The organism is Nocardia africana NBRC 100379 (assembly GCF_001612635.1).
Taxonomy (GTDB): domain Bacteria; phylum Actinomycetota; class Actinomycetes; order Mycobacteriales; family Mycobacteriaceae; genus Nocardia; species Nocardia africana.
In genome coordinates this window covers 269,601-283,174 of the sequence record NZ_BDAV01000012.1, presented here as the reverse complement: position 1 = coordinate 283,174, position 13,574 = coordinate 269,601, and the positions used below count along the sequence as shown (strand labels likewise).

General features: G+C 68.6%; 11 protein-coding genes. 6 read left to right on the top strand and 5 right to left on the bottom strand.

Annotation, left to right across the window (positions count from 1 at the left end; translation table 11 throughout):
* Window positions 1-5 precede the first annotated feature (5 nt).
* The 3 genes from NA3_RS22530 to NA3_RS22520 are packed head-to-tail and all read right to left on the bottom strand — an operon-like array spanning window position 6 to window position 3,893.
* Entirely contained in the window at window positions 6-1,892 is a 1,887-nt protein-coding gene (locus NA3_RS22530; RefSeq protein WP_062965606.1) for an ABC transporter ATP-binding protein, read from the bottom strand.
* A complete protein-coding gene (locus NA3_RS22525) occupies window positions 1,889-2,902 on the bottom strand; it encodes an ABC transporter permease (protein WP_062965737.1) in 1,014 nt (337 codons plus the stop codon). Before NA3_RS22525 ends, NA3_RS22530 begins: the two co-directional genes overlap by 4 nt.
* 13 nt (window positions 2,903-2,915) lie before the next feature.
* Window positions 2,916-3,893: an ABC transporter permease gene (locus NA3_RS22520; protein ID WP_062965605.1), complete on the bottom strand. Its 978-nt coding sequence runs from the start codon at window positions 3,891-3,893 to the stop codon at window positions 2,916-2,918.
* Between the two features lie 172 nt (window positions 3,894-4,065).
* On the opposite strand from NA3_RS22520, the gene NA3_RS22515 reads away from it, so the two are divergent.
* A complete protein-coding gene (locus tag NA3_RS22515; RefSeq protein ID WP_062965604.1) occupies window positions 4,066-4,869 on the top strand; it encodes an HAD family hydrolase in 804 nt (267 codons plus the stop codon).
* A 126-nt stretch (window positions 4,870-4,995) separates the two neighbouring features.
* Here the strand turns inward: NA3_RS22515 and NA3_RS22510 are convergent, their stop codons facing one another.
* Window positions 4,996-7,137 carry an N-acetylmuramoyl-L-alanine amidase gene (locus NA3_RS22510; RefSeq protein WP_062965603.1) on the bottom strand — a complete coding sequence of 714 codons (2,142 nt, stop codon included), beginning with the start codon at window positions 7,135-7,137 and terminating at the stop codon, window positions 4,996-4,998.
* Between the two features lie 308 nt (window positions 7,138-7,445).
* Between NA3_RS22510 and NA3_RS22505 the strand changes: the two genes are divergently transcribed.
* The gene (locus NA3_RS22505) at window positions 7,446-9,035 is read left to right on the top strand and encodes a SpoIID/LytB domain-containing protein (RefSeq protein ID WP_062965602.1); all 1,590 of its coding nucleotides are present in this window, start codon (window positions 7,446-7,448) and stop codon (window positions 9,033-9,035) included.
* Window positions 9,036-9,053: 18 nt separating this feature from the next.
* Here NA3_RS22505 and NA3_RS22500 read toward each other — a convergent pair whose 3' ends face one another.
* The gene (locus NA3_RS22500; RefSeq protein ID WP_062965601.1) at window positions 9,054-9,554 is read right to left on the bottom strand and encodes a MarR family winged helix-turn-helix transcriptional regulator; all 501 of its coding nucleotides are present in this window, start codon (window positions 9,552-9,554) and stop codon (window positions 9,054-9,056) included.
* Between the two features lie 106 nt (window positions 9,555-9,660).
* On the opposite strand from NA3_RS22500, the gene NA3_RS22495 reads away from it, so the two are divergent.
* The 4 genes from NA3_RS22495 (at window position 9,661) to glf (ending at window position 13,565) form a co-directional block, all read left to right on the top strand.
* Window positions 9,661-10,674, top strand: coding sequence for an EamA family transporter (locus NA3_RS22495; protein WP_084491781.1), 1,014 nt, complete (start codon window positions 9,661-9,663; stop codon window positions 10,672-10,674).
* A gap of 24 nt (window positions 10,675-10,698) precedes the next feature.
* Window positions 10,699-11,337, top strand: coding sequence for an NAD(P)-dependent oxidoreductase (locus NA3_RS22490; RefSeq protein WP_062965600.1), 639 nt, complete (start codon window positions 10,699-10,701; stop codon window positions 11,335-11,337).
* 174 nt (window positions 11,338-11,511) lie between these two features.
* Complete coding sequence (locus NA3_RS22485; protein WP_062965599.1) at window positions 11,512-12,114, top strand: hypothetical protein; 603 nt, start codon at window positions 11,512-11,514, stop codon at window positions 12,112-12,114.
* 248 nt (window positions 12,115-12,362) lie between these two features.
* Complete coding sequence (glf, locus tag NA3_RS22480) at window positions 12,363-13,565, top strand: UDP-galactopyranose mutase (protein ID WP_062965598.1); 1,203 nt, start codon at window positions 12,363-12,365, stop codon at window positions 13,563-13,565.
* Window positions 13,566-13,574: the final 9 nt, after the last annotated feature.

The window sequence follows — 13,574 nt, the reverse complement described above, 5'->3', positions numbered from 1 at the left end:
AACTCCTAGCGTGCCACGACCGGAAGCGGAACCGCGTCGATCAGCGCGCGGGTGTACTCGTGCTGCGGTGCCGCGAAAATCTGCTCGGCCGGACCGGATTCGACGATCTTGCCGCGATACATGACCGCGATATCGTGCGCGAGGTTGCGGACCACCGAAAGGTCGTGGGAGACGAACAGATACGACAGTCCGCGTTCGGCCTGCAGATCCCGCAGCAGGTTCAGCACCCCGGCCTGAATGGAAACGTCGAGGGAGGACACCGGCTCGTCGAGTACCAGCAGCTGCGGGTCCAGCGCCATCGCCCGGGCGATATTGATGCGCTGCTTCTGCCCGCCCGAGAAGTCGGCCGGATAGCGATCGGCGTGCTCGGCGCGCAGTCCGACCTGTTTCAGCAATTCCGGTACCCGCTTGCGGATTTCGTCGCGGGACCGGCCGTCGACGCGCAGCGGCTCGGCCAGGGCGTCGAAGATCGGCAGGCGCGGATCCAGCGAGGACGACGGATCCTGGAACACGATCTGCAGCTTGCGGCGGATATCGCGTTTGCGCTGCTTGCTCAGCGTCGCGACATCCTCGCCGAAGACCTCGATCGTGCCCGCCTGGGGTTGCGCGAGGTCCATGATCTGGCTCAGCGTGGTCGATTTCCCGGATCCGGATTCACCGACGAGCGCGAGCGTGCGCCCCTTGCGCACCGCGAAATCGATGCCGTCGACCGCGCGCACCTCACCGGTGCGCCGCTTGAAGACCACGCCGGAGGTGACCGGGAAGGTCTTGGTCAGGCCCGAAACCCGCAGCACCACGTCGGAATCGGCGGGCTCGGGTGCGGCGACGCTGTCGGTGTCGTGGCGGTAGGCCGCGAACAGGTCCGCGGTCCCCAGTTCGGTGGTGCGGATGCACGCCGCCCGATGCGCGGGCGCGGTTTCCTGCAGGGGCGGCTCCGCGGCCAGGCAGTCGTCGATCGAGACCGGGCAGCGCGGCGCGAAGGGGCAGCCGGGCGGCAGGGCGTGCATGGGCGGGGGAGCGCCCACGATCGGGATGAGCGGCGCCCGGGCCGGACCGTCCATCCGCGGGATGGAACCGAGCAGACCGACGGTGTACGGCATTCGCGGCGAGTTGAACAGCTCGGCGGCGGGGGCGTTTTCGACGATCCGCCCGGCGTACATCACGGCCACGCGGTCGGCCAGCGTGGCCGCGATCCCCATATCGTGGGTGATCATGATGACGCCGGCGCCGGTGATGTCGCGCGCCTTGCGCAGCAGGTCGAGGATCTGCGCCTGCACCGTCACATCCAAGGCGGTGGTGGGTTCGTCGCAGATGATCAGTTCCGGATCGTTGGCGATCGCCATAGCGATCACCACGCGCTGACGCATACCGCCGGAGAATTCGTGCGGAAAAGCCTTGGCGCGCACCGCCGGTTCGGGAATACCGACCAGATCGAGCAGCTCCACGGCCCGGTCCGCGGCCTGCGACTTGCTCATCTTCTTGTGGGCGACCAGGGCCTCGGCGATCTGATCACCGACCCGGTACACCGGGGTGAGCGCCGAGAGCGGGTCCTGGAAGACCATGCTGACCCGTGTTCCCCGCAGCGCCGAGAGCTGTTTGTCGCCCATGCCGAGCAACTCCCGGCCCCGCAGGCGGATCGAGCCGCGGATGCGGGCCTGGTCGGGCAGCAGCCCCATCACGGCCAGCGAGGACACCGATTTACCGGAACCGGACTCGCCGACGATGGCCAGCACCTCACCGTCGGCGACGGTGTAGTTCACTCCGCGCACCGCGTCGATGCGGCCCTCCTCGCCGGGGAAGGACACGTGCAGGTCCGACACCTCCAGCAGGGGCGCGGTCGTGCCGCGGCGCGAGTCCGCGCGGTCGGCGGATTCGGTGGTGCGATCGGTCATGCCGCTTCAATCCTCTTGTCCGCCTGCTCATCCGGACCGGCACCGGACGTTCGCGCCGACTTTGCGCGCAGCGCCTTGTTCCGCTTCGCCGCCTTGCCGGCCTTCCGGCCCGCCCGCGCGCCCTTGGAACTCGGGTCGAAGGCGTCGCGCAGGCCGTCGCCGACCAGGTTGGCGCACAGCACGATCGCGATCAGGAAACCACCCGGGAACAAGAACAGCCACGGGAAGGTCAAGGCCGATTTGGTGCCGAAGGCGATCAGCGAGCCCAGTGACACGTCCGGCGGCTGCACACCGAATCCGAGGAAGCTCAAACCGGTTTCGGACATGATCGCCGCGCCGACGGCGAGAGTGGTGTCGATGATCAGGATCGACGCGATGTTCGGCACGACATGGGTGACGATCACCGACCGCGTCGAAGCGCCCATATATCGTGCGGCGCGGACGAATTCGCGTTCGCGCAGGCTCAGCGTCAAGCCGCGCACGATGCGGGCGCTGATCATCCAGCTGAATCCGGCCAGCAGCACGATCAGCAGCAGAATCGAACTGCTGCCCTTGGTGCGCGGGGCGAAGATCGCGATGATGATGAAGCTCGGCACCACCAGCAGCAGATCGACCAGCCACATGATCGCGCGGTCGGTCCAGCCGCCGAGCAGTCCCGCGATCGACCCCGCGGTGACCGCGATCAGCGAGGTCAGCACGGCCACGCAGATGCCGATGATCAGTGATTTCTGCAAACCGTGCAGGGTCTGGGCCAGCATGTCCTGGCCGATCTCGTTGGTCCCGAACCAATGCTGCGGCGACGGGGGTTGCAGCAGTGCGTACGGGTCGCGCTCCTGATAGTCGTAGGACAGGAACGGCGGGATCGCGAAGGCACCGATCAGCATGATGATCAGCACGGTCGCACCGACGATGGCCGGCTTGTTGCGCAGGAACCTGCGCCACACCAGCTTTCGGCGACCGGCGGCCGCGGGTTCCGGCGCGCCCTGCGCGATGATCTCGGTTTCGGTCACTTTCTCGCCCCGATCATCCGACCCGCACTCGCGGATCCAGAATCGCATACACGATGTCGGACAGCAGGCCCGAAACCAGCACCACGAATCCCGCGAACACCGTGACGGTCACCACGATGTAGATGTCCTGCGCGTTGATCCCGTCGACGAGCCATTCGCCGACGCCGTGCCAGCCGAAGATCTTCTCGGTGAAGGTGGCGCCGGTGATCAGCGCGCCGAGACTGTAGGCGAACAGGGTCGCCATCGGAATCAGCGCGGTGCGCAGGCCGTGTTTGTAGAGCGCACGGCGGCGGGTGAGCCCCTTGGCCCGCGCGGTGCGGATGAAGTCGCTCTGCAGCACATCGAGCATGGCGTTGCGCTGGTAGCGGCTGTACCCGGCCATCGCGCCCAGGGCGAGACCGAGGCTCGGGACGAGCATGTGCTGCACTCGGTCGACGAACTGATTCCACACACCGTCCACGGCCGTGGCCGAGGTTTCACCGGTGTACAGGAATATCTGTTGCCCCGCGGCCGAATTTATTTCCAGCGCACCGTATTTCAGCAGCGTGGCCAAGAGGAAGATGGGCGTGCTGAGCACCAGCAGGGAAACTATTGTCGTGAAGTAATCGCTGAAGCGATATTGCCGGATCGCACCGGCCGCGCCGATCAGCACACCGAGGACCGTGCCGACCACCGAGCCCACGATCAGCAACCGCAGACTGACCCCGATGCGGCGCGGCAGTTCCTGGCTGACCGGCTGCCCCGTCAGGGTCGTGCCGAAGTCCCCGTGCACCACGCCACCGACCCAGGTGAGGTAGCGCTGCGGGATCGGCTGGTCGAGATGCAGTTCGTGGGCCTTGGCATCGATCACCGACTGCGGCGGTCGCGGATTGCGCTGTTCGAGGCTGTCCAGCGGGCGAAATGTCAGCGACGCCAGACTGAAGGCCAGGAACGACGCCAGCGCCAGCAGCACGACATAGTTGAGCGCACGTCGTAGCAGAAAGCCGGTCATCGGTCCCCTCGGGTCGGTTACTAGCCCCTGATCATAGGGAATGGTCTCGAGTCCACCGGTGACATCGTGCACCACTTCCGGCCCACTCGCAGGCGGGGCGCGGGCAAATGATTACAGCCGCGCCGGAATTTCGGGCAGGATGGAATAGGTGACGCGTCTACCGAAGCCGAAGATGGTGGCCACCGATGTCGATGGCACGCTGCTCGACGAATGGGAACGGGTGACGCCGCGCACGCGTACCGCGGTGGCCGCGCTGATCGCCGACGGAGTGCCGTTCGTGCTGGCCACGGGCCGTCCGCCGCGCTGGATCGATCCGGTGGTCGAGGGCTTGGGCTTTCCTCCGCTGTGTGTCTGCGGCAACGGTGCGGTGATCTACGACAGCGCCGCCGATCGCATCCTGCACACCAGCACGCTGGACGTGGAGAGTCTGGCGTGGATCGCCGACCTCGCCGAGCGGGTGCTTCCCGGCTGCGGGCTGGCCGCCGAGCGCGTCGGTTCCAGCGCGCACGATGCCGCGACGCCACAATTCGTCAGCTCCCCCGAGTACGAGCACGCCTGGCTGAATCCGGACGACACCCAGGTGTCGCGGCAGGAGGTCATCTCGGCGCCGGCCATCAAGATGCTGATCCGGCTGCGCGGGACGCCCAGCGCGCAGATGCAGTCGGCCCTGGAACCCCACCTGGCCGGACGCGCCGACATCACCTATTCCACCAACAACGGGCTCATCGAACTGTCCGCGCCCGGGATCACCAAGGCCGCCGGCCTGAGCGTGGTCGCCGAGCGGCTCGGGGTCGACCCGGCGGCGATCCTCGCGTTCGGCGATATGCCCAACGACGTACCGATGCTCCGCATGGCCGGCCACGGCGTGGCGATGGGTAACGCCCACCCCGAAGCCCAGGCCGCCGCCGACGAGATCACCGCCTCCAACGCGGAAGACGGCGTGGCGCGGGTGCTCGAGCGCTGGTGGGAGAGCTAGGGCCCGTCCGTCAGTCGGCTCGGCCCTGAACTGATCGTGCAAACCTCGCCGCTACGAGCAGGTTTCGCGCATTCGGGCGGAGGTTTGCACGAAAATTCGGGGTGATGCGACCTCGTGGCCCAGCGCTCAGCCCGCGGGAGCGGGGGCTGCCGGTGCCTCCGGTGCTGCTTGCGCATCGGGTGCCGGGGGTGCTTGCGGATCGGAAGGCCCCGCGTCCGGAGCCGCTTGCGGGGCCGGGGCGTCCGCGGCGGGCAGTGCCTGCGGGATCGGCTCGCCGGCCGGGCCCGGTTGTGCCCCACCGTGTTTCAGCAGCGTGGTGACGACACCGGTGGCGGTGTTGAGGATCAGTGAACCGAGCCGGAAATCGGCCCGCTGACCGCCGGGAACCGGATACGGAGTGCGCAGCGGCGTTCCGAGCTGTCCGGATTCGGCGCCGAGTTGGACGAAGCGGTCGAGAATCCGGCCGGCCAGTTCGACGATCGAACCGTCGGGCGCGGCGTAGACGTACCCGTTGACGAATGTGGCGTACTGGCCGCCGTCCCCGGTCGGGGCCGGTTCGGAGGATGCGGCGCCGAGGTGTCCGTTCGGACCGCCCTGCCCCGCCCAGTAGGTGGCGATGACGTTCTTGTCCACCATGCTCAGCAACTGTGTGCTGAGATCCGCCAGGGCAGCCAGATCCGCATGCGCCCGTCGATCTTTCGGAGCCGCGGGCGCGGTGCCGGCGGCCACACCCGCGGCGATCTCGCGGATGCGATCCATGCGCGCATAGGCGGCATCGCCCGGGCAGGTGGTGTTGCCGACGTCGCGATGGGCGAACACGATCGGCAGGTCCACCGCCGCACCCTCGGCGTACGGGGTGTAGTCGGTGCCCTCGGAGTACATGGTGGTGTGGCCCTCGGGGTCCAGTCCCGCGATCTTGGCCCGCCACCCGACGAACTGCCCCGTGGCCTGGAGCTGGGCGTCGCTGGGCGGTTGGGTTTCGAAATCGCCCATCATCGCCACACCCGCGGTGTTCTCGTTGAAACCACCGGCGTGCGCGCCCTCGACCGGGCGGTCCAGACCGCCGTAGCGGCCCTCGAAGATCTGGCCGTACTTGTCGACCAGCGCGTTGTAGCCGATATCGCACCAGCCCAGCGTCTTGGCGTGATACGCGTAGATCGCGCGTACGATGCCGGCGGATTCGGCCTTGGTGTAGTCGTTGCGTCCGGCGGTGTGGTGCACGGTGATTCCGCCCAGCCCGTCGTCATAGGTGGGCTCCTCGCAGCGCAGCGATTCGTCGGCGCCCCACTGCGCGCGGCTGATCACCTTCGGCCCGCCGCCCGGCAGCGGCGCGGCGACCGAGGTCAGATTCTCGTCGATCGCGCCGCGCCCGGGATTGATCAGCACCGCCGAGAGTTGCGACGCGGCCCGCTGCGCCGGGTCGTCGGAGCGGCCGGCGGCCGGGGCGATCGCCTTGTGGGTGGTCAGTATCTGAACCGCCTTCGTCTCGCCGACGTAGATCGGTTCGGTGCCGGTCCGGGCGGCCGCGGCCGCGTGATCGCTGCGATCGGTGTCGACCCGATCGGTCGGGAACCACGGTCCCCAGGTGCCGTCGGCCTGCTGGGCGCGGATGAGAGAGGTGGTGTCGGCCAGTTCCTTCGCGGTCAGGGCGACCATGCTGAACGGCGTATCCCGAGTCAATTCCTTGACTTCCGCGCCGACCTCATCGGCCATATCCGGTGGTACGGCACCGGGGGACAGGGCGGGGGCGGCCGGGTCGGCACCGGGAATCTGTGCGGGGTCGAGCGGGGCGGCGATGAAGCCGGGGCCGGCGTGCGCGGCGGAGGCGATGGGAGTCCGCGTCGGCGCGGCGGGGGCGGGAGCCTGCGGGGTGACCGGTCCGGCGTACGGCGTCGGGGTCGGGGTGGCGGTCGTCGGATCACCGAATTGGGGTAGTGGAATCTCGCTGGGTAGCTGGACCCCCGGCGGAGCGGGTAGGCCGGGCGGGATGGGAATCGACTTCGGCAGCGGAAGTTTCCGCAAGTCGGACAGTCGCAGATCGGGCAGGTTCAAGCCGGTGAGTTCGCGCAGCGGCAACACGATGTCGGGGGCGGACGCCAGGGCCACTTCGGCGAGTTGCGCGGGTATCGCGGCAAGGTCGCTGTCGCCCGCCGGGCGATAGTCGGGAGAGTCGCGCAGTGTCAGCGTCGCGAGCGGGGCGGCGACCGCGAGAGTCGCGACCACGGGGAGGACGGCGGAACGTTTCGGGCGGCGGTACGGCACGAGCATCTCCCATTCAGGTAGAACCGGTGACCGTCAGCGGGGAACAGGGTGGCGCGCGGGGTTGATTCCTGACGGATCAATGGTCACACTAGTCCCAAATGCCGCAGATCTAAACCTTTGGTTGAGGATTAGATCTAGGATAGCTCGAATGTAACTTCCCAGTAGCCACACCAGGTCAGGACATGCCGAGCGAGCGGTGCGTTCGATCAACCACCCGGCTCGCCGAAACCGTTGGGAGGCACGATGGCTCACCGTCGCCCGAGTGCGCACCGCGACGCCCGACGGCCGCTGTTCGCACACCACAGGAGGGTTCGATGACCCGGACCGAAGCCGCCCGCACCGGCGCCGCGCCGCCGCCGGATCACTCGGACAGCGCACGGGTGGACGGGGCCGTGGCCGGATTCCGGAGCCGGCTCCGGCGACGGCACGGTGAACTGCTGCGTCGTCGGCGCATGCGGCGCGGCGCGCTGATCGGATTGGTCGTGGTCCCGGTGACCGGCGGCATCGTCGTCGCCTTCGCGGTGCCGATGTTCGGTTCCGGCACTCGCAACGCCGCGTATCAGGCGGCGGCGGGCCCCGGGCACGGGCGCGGAATGAGCCAGGTGGGCGCGTTCGACCAAGCCACGGCCGGCGCGACGGCCGACGGCATCCTGGCGCACTACTACCCGGGCGCCCAGCTCGGAACGGCCGGGCCGACCACGGTCCGGGTGCGGCTCACCGTCTACGACAACGAGACGCTCGACGTGTACTCCGATTCCGGGCTGACCGTCGCCGGGCGGCGGGTGGTGGCGGGACAGGCCGCGCATCTGACCCCCACGCCGGACGGCGGTGCGAACGTCGTCGTGACCATCGGTTGCGACGGTGATGTGCTGTGGCAGGGCTCCACCGACGATCCCTGGGCCCACCCCGCCGACCCCGGCTCCGACCGGCCCGCGGCCGAACACCTGAAGGTGTGCGACGGCTCGAGTTTCCGTGGGGCACTGGGGGTTACGCAGGACAACGGGCACCCGGCGACGGTGAACCAGCTCGACGTCGAGGACTACCTGCTCGGGGTGGTCCCGGCGGAGATGGAGGCCGACTGGGCCGACAAGGGCGGTGCGGAGGCGCTGCGGGCACAGGCTGTCGCGGCCCGCTCGTACGCCTTGGCCGAACACCGCTACCCGTATGCCCAGACCTGCGACACCACCGACTGTCAGATGTATCCCGGCACCGACAAGGAAGATCCGCGCGCGGCCGACGCGGTCCACTCCACCGCGGGTCAGGTGCTCATGCGTGACGGCCACATTCTGCGCACCGAGTATTCGGCGGCGCCCGGCGGCGGGCAGCCGATCGACATCCATACTCTCGAGGTCGGGCCCACCCCCGCGGAACTGGAATCGGCCCCCGCCGCGCCCGAGGCTCCGGCCGGACCCGCGCCGGCGGTCCCGGAACAAGCGGTGCGCGGCAACTCCGCTATCGATGTGAAGTATGCCGAAAGTGGCGGGGCGGCAGGGCCTTTGGGCGATCCGATGGGTCCGGAGTCGTTGTTGCCCGGCAAGGTCGGAACCTTCCGCTTGTACAAGGGCGGCGTCATCATCGCGACCCCGACCCTCGGCGCCCAGATCGTCGATTACGCCCGCCTGTTGCAGATCGCACCGGAGGTCAGCCAGAGCGCGGGGGAGGGTGCCGGGGTGCGGGCCGCGGCTCCCGGCGGCACCCGCACGCCGGGGACGGCGGCGACTCCCGCCCCGCCACCGCCTCCCACCGGGCAGGATGCGGCGACTCGTCCGGGCCCGGCGGACGCGGCCGGCGCTCCTGCCGCCACGACCGGTTCACCCGTCGACTCGTCGGCGGCGGGAGTCGCGGCACCGGACCACACCGCGTCCGTCCCGGGGGTGACGGCTCCACAGCAGGCTCCGGGATAACGGACGTGCCCGGCCCCGCTAGCCCAGCGAGGTGTCGTCCAATGATTCGGACAGCCGGCGGAGCATGCCGGCGAGCTGGTCAAGATCGGTTCGGCTCATACCGGACAGCAGACGGATCTCGTTGTCGACGTGCAGCGGCATGACCTCGTCGATCACCGCACGGCCGTGCTCGGTCAGCTGGACTCGGATCGTTCGCCGGTCTTTCGCATCGGGAACGCGGCGGACCAGGTCCTTGGCGGCCATGCGGTCGATGCGATTGGTGATCGCGCCCGAGGTCACCATGGTGGCTTTGATCAAGTCGCCGGCGGTGAGGCCGTCGGGCCCGCCGGAGCGGCGCAGGGTGGACAGCACGTCGAATTCCCAGTACTCGAGGCCGTAGCGGGCGAAGAAGTCCTTCATCTCGCGTTCGAGGCGGCGGCCCAGGCGCTTCAGCCGGCCGATGACGTGGGTCGGCCATACGTCGAGTTCCGGGCGGACGCGACCCCAGTCGGCGACGATGCGGTCCACGGCGTCGCTCATGGCTCTCCTCTCGAGCGAATATCTCAACGTTCAGATACTTGACATCAAGACACGTGCTGGTGTCGGATTATCTCAACGTTGAGATTATCAATGAGGAGATACCGTGATGACCCGTACCGCTGCTGCCCGCGGTTCGACTGCCGCGATCCTCGCGATCACCGGGCTGGCCCCGCTGGTGTGGGGGACCACGTACGCCGTCACGTCCGAGTTCCTGCCGCCGGAGCGGCCGATGTTCACCGCGTTGATGCGCGCCCTCCCCGCCGGATTGGTGCTGCTGGGCGCCACTCGGGTGCTGCCGCGCGGGCGCTGGATCGGCCGTGCCGCATTGCTCGGCGTGCTCAACATCGGCGCCTTCTTTCCGTTGCTGTTCCTCGCGGCGTACCGGCTGCCCGGCGGCGTGGCGGCCGTATTGAGTTCGGCCGCACCGCTGTTCGCGCTCGGTTTCGCGGCGTTGCTGCTGCGCGTGCGACCGAGCGGTCGCAAGCTGCTGGCCGCCGCGATCGGCATGCTCGGGGTGGCATTGGTGGTGCTGCGGGCGAATGCCGCGCTGGACCCGATCGGCGTGCTGGCCGGACTGGCCGGCGCGGCATCGATGGCCGCGGGGACCGTGCTGACCGGGTATTGGGGACGGCCCGAAGGTGTCGGCCCGCTGGCGTTCACGAGCTGGCAACTGACCGCGGGTGGGGTGGTGCTGCTGCCGTTGGCCCTGCTCACCGAGGGTGCGCCGCCCGCGCTGGACGGCTCGGCGATCGGTGGATACCTCTATCTCGGCGCGCTCGGCACCGCGGCCGCCTACGCCCTCTGGTTCCGCGGTCTGGCGCGGGTGCCGGCCACGTCGGTCGCCTTCCTCGGCCTGCTGAGCCCGCTCTCCGCGGCGGTGATCGGGTGGATCGCGCTCGGCCAGTCGCTGACTCCGCTGCAGGTGCTGGGCATGGTGATCGCGCTGGGTGGCACGGTGCTGGGCCAGTTGGGGGATCGGGCGCCGAAGCCGAACGAGCCTTCGCTGTCACCGATGGTCACCGATGCGCCAGAACTCGCCGGCCCTCGGCAACTTTCGCCGGGCGACACCGATTCGATCGGGCACGAAGACCCCTCGGCGCACATCTCCCGAGTCCTCTGACCCCATCCTCGCAGGAGAAAGAGCATGCATATCACCGTTTTCGGCGCGGCGGGAGCCGCCGGCAGCCGCATCGTGCGCGAGGCGCTGTCGCGCGGCCACGAGGTCACCGCCGTCGGCCGCAGCGCCGGGCGCCCGGCTGTTGCCTCCGCAGCGGCGAGCTTCCGCGCCGCGGACGCCACCGACCCGGCCCAGGTGAAGGACGTCACCGCCGGCAGCGATGTGGTCATCAGCGCGACCAGGCCACACCCCGGGCGCGAGTACGAATTGGCGGACGTGGCCGCGGCGCTGCTGGAGGGATTGCGCGGCACCGGCATTCGCCTGCTGGTCGTCGGCGGCGCGGGCGACCTGATCGTGCCCGGAACCGGCTCGACCGTCATGCAGATGCCCGACTTTCCGCCGGACTGGCGGCCCATCGCCCTGGCCTGCCACGCCCAGCGCGAGGTATTGCGCAGCGCGACAACCGATGTCGACTGGACCTACCTCAGCCCGCCCGCCCTGCTCGAACCCGGCGAACGCCGCGGAACCTACCGGACCGGCGCCGACGAACTGCTCGCCGACAGCACCGGCACTTCGTACATCTCGATGGAGGACCTCGCCGTCGCACTTCTCGACGAGGCCGAGGATCCGCGCCACACCCGCACGCGCTTCACCGTCGCCTACTGAGTCCGGGCCGAACCATCTTCGCAGACAAGGCTTTATCCCGGCGTCGAGGATCGGTCGACCGCCCCGGCGACGATAGGAGACACCAGTGGGCCGCCTTCCCCGTGATGCGGATTCACCTCGTACCGACGTCGTCGGCAGGCGGTAGAGTGCCTGCCCGAGAGAAGGGGGAGGCCGATGAGCTATCCGTACGGACCCGGCTACGGGAACAATGGTTATCCGCCGGCGGGCTATCCGCCGCCCGGGTATCCGCCCGCGGGCTATCCGGCGCCGGGGTATGCGCCCTACGGCTATCAGGAGCCGCGGCCGAGTGGTGGCGCGGCGATCACCGCCGGAGTTTTCGCCTTACTGCTGGCGTTGCTGGCCGCATTCGGAATCGTCGGTTTGCTCAGTGCGGCCAGCAGCTTGAACCACTCGTACAGCTCCTACAGCTCGCACCGCAGCGGTTCGGGCGACATCTTCTACGTCATGGCCGCCGTCGACGGCCTGATCGCGCTGCTGTGGGCCGTCGGCGGAATCATGCTGATGAACCACAAGAACGCGGGGCGCGTGATGCTGGTCCTGCTGTCCTCGCTCGGGCTGCTGGGCGGACTCGCGGGAATCGTGATGGCGCTGGCCAACGGCGTGCCCGCGGCGTCGATCGGCGGAATCGTCGGCCTGCTGATCGCGGTGCTGATGCTGAGCTTGACGCTGTCCGGTTCGGCGAAGCGGTGGTGCGGGGTGGGTATGCCCGCCTATCCGCCCGCCGCGTACTACGGCCAGCCGCCCTACCCATACTGAGACGGCGACGGACGAGGGCCGCCGTGGCGGGTGTTCGCCCATCCGGGCGGCGGTACGGATGGCGTCGTGGCTCCGCGCCGACCGGTGCCCGCGTCAACCCCCGGTGACACCCTGGTGAACACTTCCCGGCCCCTCGCGGCGATATTCCGCCACCCCTCCCGGTCCGCGCACGGCCGTGACCACCGTCCCCGCCGGCGAGACCTACGGCGTGCAGACGCGGTGACCCGCTACGGCTACGCTGGGCACCCGTGACCGTCGCAGCTCCCTTCGATCTGATCGTCGTCGGCTCCGGATTCTTCGGGCTGACCGTTGCCGAACGCACCGCCAACCTGCTGGGAAAGCGGGTGCTCGTGGTCGAGCGCCGCTACCACCTGGGCGGTAACGCGTATTCGGAGCCGGATCCGGAAACCGGAATCGAAATCCACAAGTACGGTGCCCACCTCTTCCACACCTCCAACAAGCGAGTGTGGGATTACGTCAATCAGTTCACCGAGTTCACCGGTTACCAGCATCGCGTCTTCGCGATGCACAAGGGGCAGGCGTACCAGTTCCCGATGGGGCTGGGGCTGATCTCGCAGTTCTTCGGCCGTTATTTCAGCCCCGAGGAGGCGCGGGCGCTGATCGCGGAGCAGGCCGCCGAGATCGATACCAAAGACGCCGCGAATCTCGAGGAAAAGGCGATTTCGCTGATCGGCCGTCCGCTCTACGAGGCGTTCGTCCGCGATTACACCGCCAAGCAGTGGCAGACCGATCCGAAGGAGCTGCCCGCCGGCAATATCACCCGGCTGCCGGTGCGATACACCTTCGACAATCGCTATTTCAACGACACCTACGAGGGTCTGCCGGTCAACGGTTACACCGCCTGGCTGGAGAAGATGGCCGAATCGGATCTGATCGAGGTGCGCCTCGATACCGATTGGTTCGAGGTTCGCGACGAGATCCGCGCGCAGAATCCGGACGCGCCGGTCGTCTACACCGGCCCGCTGGACCGCTACTTCGACTACAGCGAAGGCGAACTCGGCTGGCGCACCATCGATTTCGAGACCGAAGTGCTCGAGACCGGCGACTTCCAGGGCACCTCGGTGATGAACTACAACGATGCCGACGTGCCGTTCACCCGCATCATCGAGCCGCGCCATTTCCATCCGGAGCGCGACAGCTATCCGGAGGACAAGACCGTCATCATGCGCGAATTCTCGCGATTCGCGCAGACCGGCGACGAGCCGTACTACCCGATCAACACCCCGGAGGACCGCGCCAAACTGCTCGCCTACCGCGAGCGGGCGAAGAACGAAACGGCCGCGGCCAAGGTCGTTTTCGGCGGACGTCTGGGCACCTACCAGTATCTCGACATGCATATGGCCATCGGCAGCGCGCTGAGCACCTTCGACAACGTGCTGCGCCCGCATCTGGAATCCGGCGCACCGCTCACGGCCGGCGATCCCCAGTAATGTGCCACC